Raw genomic sequence first — 4,817 nt, 5'->3', positions numbered from 1 at the left:
CTGCCAACTGACACCACCGCCGGACTCGCAGCTACGCCCTGATTCAGACCCACCAAAGACAGCGGCCAACCGATAAGGTTGGCCGCTGTCTTCTGCATTAATCGGCGAAAATGTAATTGCCGCTGGCGTCGCGGCGCACCTGCAGTGTGACGGTGAAGTCCGGAAACAGACCACGCCGTACGTGCCAGGTCAACAGCAGGGTCAACAGCGCCAGCAACAGTTGCCACACGTCGAGCAGCCCACCGGCCATCACCTGCTCCAGCAGCTGTGGCAGGCGGATCAGCGTATACAGCAGATAGACATTGAACGCCGCCGCCAAATATCGGGAGAACCCGGCAGCAAAGGCAACCGGCACCAGCGCGTAAAACAGCGCCAGCCACAGGCCGGAACTGCCGCCCAGCAGTTGGCCGCCGGCATAGCCGGCAAAGAGTGCCAATGCCGCCTGAACCACCATTACCAGAATCAGCGCACGGTTTTTCATCATCATCTGCGCCTTGCGTGCCTCGCTGGCGCTGCCGGCCAGCAGATACGCCAGGCGCGCATCGTTACCGGCATTGCCGCGCAGCTCGGCATAGATTTCTTGCTTGCTGCGTCCCGCCTGCAGTAATGCGGCAATCCGGCTTGAAATTTCGGCGTTTTGCATGCTGTTCTCCACATTTGAGGGCGGCATTGTGCCACGACTGGCGCACAGCCAAAACAGCTACGCGTACAAGCACAACTGGATAAGTGACCGGCAGCAGCTTATATAGAAACAACCGTTACCCCATCTGGAGGCATCATGCCCAGTCACGTCCTGCTTGCAGAAGACAGCAGCAGTCAGCGCGCCATCCTGGTTGCACTGTGCCAGCAGCTGCCCGATGTAGAGGTGCACGAGGCACCGGACGGCCGCTGGGCATTGCTGCAGGCGCGCCAGATGCCACAACTTGACCTGGTGATTACCGATCTGAACATGCCGGGCATGGACGGCATTGAGCTGGTGGAACAGCTGGCAAGGCTGGTGCAGGTACCCGCACTGTTATTGTTGAGTGGTCATGTGCCGGAACTGCTCGCCGGCTGCATGCGGGCAGCCGAGGAACTGGGTTTTCCGGCCATTTCCTATCTGGCAAAACCGATTGAGGTCGAAGCATTCCAGAGCGAGGTGCGCCGCCTGCTGCTGGCGGCCAAAAGGCCTCTCAGCCCCGAACGCACCATCCCGCTGGCCGAAATCTTCAGCGGCCTGGCACAAAACCAGTTCTGTGCCTTCTTTCAGCCCATCTTCGACCAGCACACGCAGCAAGCCGTACAGATTGAAGCCCTGGCTCGCTGGCAACATCCGGCTTACGGCATTATCGGCCCCGGCAGTTTTATCGATCGCCTGGAACACGAAGGTTTCATCGTGCTGCTGACACGGCGCATCGTTCAGACCAGTCTCGATTTACTGGCGCGCGATCCATGTGCCAAGGATTTGCGACTGTCGATCAATCTATCGCGCGGTCTGCTGGAGGATGCCGAATTTTTCGACTGGCTGGTCAGCGAAGTAGCCAGCCGTGGGCTCTCGCCCCAGCGCATCGTGCTGGAAATCACCGAGACCATGGCTTTCAGCGACCTTGGGCATACCTTGGTCACCTTGCTACGGCTGCGCATGCGCGGCTTCGAGCTTTCGCTCGATGATTTCGGCACCGGGCACACCAATCTGGAACAGTTGAAAGAACTACCGCTTACCGAACTGAAGCTCGACCGCAGTCTGATCCGCGGCATACACCAGTCACCACGCAGCCAGAGCATTCTCGATGGCATCATCCGCATCGGCCGCGAACTGTCGTTACGTATCGTCGCCGAAGGGCTGGATAACAGCCATGACCTGGCTTATCTGCAGGGCCGCTATCCTGACCTGGAGTTGCAGGGTTTCCTGCTCAGCATGCCAGTCAGTGCCGGCGAGCTGGCACAACATCTGCATCTGGATGATGACGGCAACAGCAAACAGGCCTGAACAGCCTGTCGCGTAGTACTAACCGGCTTCGCGCCGGTTACGGCGCCATTCCCACGGCGCTTGCGGTGCCGCCTGCTGCCACAAACCGAGTCTGCTGTGTGCGGCCTGCTGCTGCGCCGCCTCGTAATGCGCAAAATCGCTGCCGCTCTGGGTTTTCTGCGCATATTGCCGGTAATGCCAGGCATAGCCCTGCTGCACCATCAACAGATTGATATCCTGATCCTGCCGCCACACGCGGCCAACATTGCGCCCATAGCGATCCTGCTCGATCACCTCAACCCGCACCGGCTGCCGGAACACCTGTGCCGATAGGGCCTGGCGTGCACTCTGGCCATAGGGCTGCGCCTTTTCGGGCGCATCAATAAAGGCAAAGCGTATCTTGTGCTGCTGGTTGGCCTGATCCAGCACGGTAAGCGTATCGCCATCGGCAATGGCCACTACCGTGCCCATGATCTGCGATCCGCCCGCCACGGCTTCTCCGTGCGATGGATAGAACCAGGTGACAATGGCAGCCAGCAGCACCAGCGCAGCCACAAGCTTGCGCGCGGGTGCTGCGTTGGAAAACAGGGTATTGAGAGCGGCCAGCTGACGACGATTGATTGACATGCGACTTCCGGGAAAACGGTGAAATGAAAAACGGCCCGAAGGGCCGTGTAAGCATCAGCTGTCCTGTTGCAGGCGTCGCGGACGCCACAGTACATCGCTGACACCGGCAGCCACGTTGAGGTGCCGCGACAGGATAAACAGCACATCCGACAGGCGGTTCAGATACTGGCGCGGCAGTGCCGGCAATGCCGGCTCATCCTCGCCCAGCGCCACCACACTGCGCTCGGCACGCCGGCACACTGCCCGCGCCTGATGTGCCAGCGCGGCCGCCTTGCAGCCACCGGGCAGAATGAACTCCTTCAGCATCGGCAGCTGGCCGTTCCAGTCGCTGGCCTGTTGCTCCAGCATGGCTAGTTGGGTTTCCTGCAATGCCTGATAACCTGGCACCGCCAACTCCGACCCCAGATCAAACAAATCGTGCTGTACCTCGGCCAGAAACGCATCCACCTCGGCAGGAATACTCTCGCAACGAATCAGGCCGACGATGCAGTTAAGCTCATCAACCTCGCCCAGCGAATGGATGCGCGGCGAATGCTTGGAGACGCGGCTGCCATCGCCAAGACCGGTAGTACCGGCATCGCCGGTGCGGGTAATAATGCGTGATAAACGGTGACCCATCAGTTTTCCTTGCCACGCTGCGGAGCCACTTCATCAAGCGCCTCGCGCAGCGATTCTTTCAGTGACTGCGCCAGCATCATGTCGAAGTCTTCTTTCATCTGCTGCATGACACCGGAAATCAGCGACTTGGCCTGCTGCTCCAGTGCATCCTGCATCCACAAGGTCAATTCGACCTTCATGCGCGGCAGTACCCGCGCATACAGCGCCTCGATCAAGGCACCCTCATCCACACCACCAAGCACCGACCCTGCGGCCAACGGCGGCGTCACCGATTCGACTCGGATCTCTTCGTTACTGTCCAGTACTGGCTCCGGTGCTGGTGCCATGGTAAACGGCAGCTCGACTTCCGATGCCGGAGCGGTCATGGATTCGCTGCCGTCCGTCACCACATGGCGGCGCGAACGCATCACCATGGCCTCCGGCTCCAGTGCCATCTCCACTACCGCCCGTGGCGCCTCGGCATGCAGGTCCCGCGCCCAGTCCTGTTCGACATCGCGCTCGTCGGCTCCATGTCGCAGCTGTTCGCGCAGCGGCCAGGCGTCCCCGCCCGGCAAATGTTCGGCGGCCGCCCCCAACTGGGCGACGGCAGCTGCCGCGCCAGCAGCACTGGCAAGCCCCAAGCCGCCACCCAGAACACCGGTCGGCAAGCTGTCCAGCGAAATACTCTGCACCGGTGTGGTGGCATGTGCCGACATAGCCTCAGGCTCCGGCATTGCCGCCACATCCGGCTCGGCCATCACCGGCAAATCATCGTCCAGAACAAGTGGCTCCGCTTCTTCCTGGGCGGCAAGGTTGGCTGCAGGTTCTGCAGCCAAGGTAGATGCGGTGGTTTGAGACCATGGAGCATCCTCGTCGCTCAGAGCCTCGGCTTCCGGCTGCCAGTCGGCGGCCTCTACCAGAGCCGGAGGCTGCATCGCCACAGCATCAACATCGACCTCCTCGGCTTCGCTAGACGGCGTCTCTAGCGGCCAACCGTCATCCTCGGCAAACGAATCGACACCTTCAGACAGTGGCACATCACCCTGTGCCTGACCTTCCGGCAACGCACCTTGGGCCGGCACGGCAACGTCAGCATGCGCTGGCAGCGCCACCTCAGCAGCAACATCAAGGCTGGCCGCATCATCCGGTACAGCCGCTGCCGGTGACATCGGCGCCGCCATCGCCGGCGCGACCTCTGCAGGCTCGCTCCACGCAACAACGTCGGCAGTTTCCAGCAGCACAGGCGGCTCGGCGGCAATCACTCCCTCGTCTTGCCCAGCCTCGTGAGACGATTGCGCCCATTCGGCCTGACTTTCCTCTACGCAAATGGCAGCCTCGATTGGCCGAGTTGGCGTCATGACCGTATCCACGGCAGCGATGGAATCGCCTCGCTCGCCGGTAACCGTATCTTCTGGCAACATTTCCTGCGACAGGGAAGGTACTTCAGCGATGGATGTTGGCTGCAGCGCCGCCAAAAAATCATCCATCGACACATGGTAGCTGCCGTCTGCAATCGACTCCGGTTCGACGCTGCCAGCAGCCAGCAACGAAGACTCCGCCGCCAGCACATCGGAAACCACCGGCGGCAGGACTTCCTCCTTAGCCGCGGCCTGTGGCGGCTGCCAATTGTCGGCCCATACCGGAT

The 4,817-nt window shown here is 61.1% G+C and carries 5 protein-coding genes; 1 reads left to right on the top strand and 4 read right to left on the bottom strand.

The features are described from left to right. Positions 1-97: 97 nt before the first annotated feature. A complete protein-coding gene (locus HU218_RS13350; protein WP_174875434.1) occupies positions 98-643 on the bottom strand; it encodes a hypothetical protein in 546 nt (181 codons plus the stop codon). Positions 644-778: 135 nt separating this feature from the next. Between HU218_RS13350 and HU218_RS13345 the strand changes: the two genes are divergently transcribed. Beyond that, positions 779-1,969 carry an EAL domain-containing response regulator gene (locus HU218_RS13345; RefSeq protein ID WP_174875433.1) on the top strand — a complete coding sequence of 397 codons (1,191 nt, stop codon included), beginning with the start codon at positions 779-781 and terminating at the stop codon, positions 1,967-1,969. Positions 1,970-1,987: 18 nt separating this feature from the next. Here HU218_RS13345 and HU218_RS13340 read toward each other — a convergent pair whose 3' ends face one another. The 3 genes from HU218_RS13340 to HU218_RS13330 all read right to left on the bottom strand — a co-directional run. Beyond that, complete coding sequence (locus tag HU218_RS13340) at positions 1,988-2,575, bottom strand: thermonuclease family protein (protein WP_174875432.1); 588 nt, start codon at positions 2,573-2,575, stop codon at positions 1,988-1,990. 54 nt (positions 2,576-2,629) lie between these two features. Next, a complete protein-coding gene (locus HU218_RS13335) occupies positions 2,630-3,193 on the bottom strand; it encodes a cob(I)yrinic acid a,c-diamide adenosyltransferase (protein ID WP_174875431.1) in 564 nt (187 codons plus the stop codon). Continuing rightward, positions 3,193-4,817, bottom strand: a 1,625-nt coding sequence (locus tag HU218_RS13330; RefSeq protein ID WP_217450831.1) for a hypothetical protein, incomplete at its 5' end; no start/stop codon positions are given. The genes HU218_RS13330 and HU218_RS13335, both read right to left, overlap by 1 nt.

The organism is Vogesella oryzae (assembly GCF_902829295.1).
Lineage (GTDB): Bacteria > Pseudomonadota > Gammaproteobacteria > Burkholderiales > Chromobacteriaceae > Vogesella > Vogesella oryzae.
This window is presented reverse-complemented; position numbering and strand designations above follow the sequence as displayed.

Excerpts from the sequence above, each read along its gene's own strand:
- HU218_RS13350 (WP_174875434.1), bottom strand. The coding sequence starts at position 643 with ATGCAAAACGCCGAAATTTCAAGCCGGATTGCCGCATTACTGCAGGCG.
- HU218_RS13345 (WP_174875433.1), top strand. The coding sequence starts at position 779 with ATGCCCAGTCACGTCCTGCTTGCAGAAGACAGCAGCAGTCAGCGCGCC.
- HU218_RS13340 (WP_174875432.1), bottom strand. The coding sequence starts at position 2,575 with ATGTCAATCAATCGTCGTCAGCTGGCCGCTCTCAATACCCTGTTTTCC.
- HU218_RS13335 (WP_174875431.1), bottom strand. The coding sequence starts at position 3,193 with ATGGGTCACCGTTTATCACGCATTATTACCCGCACCGGCGATGCCGGT.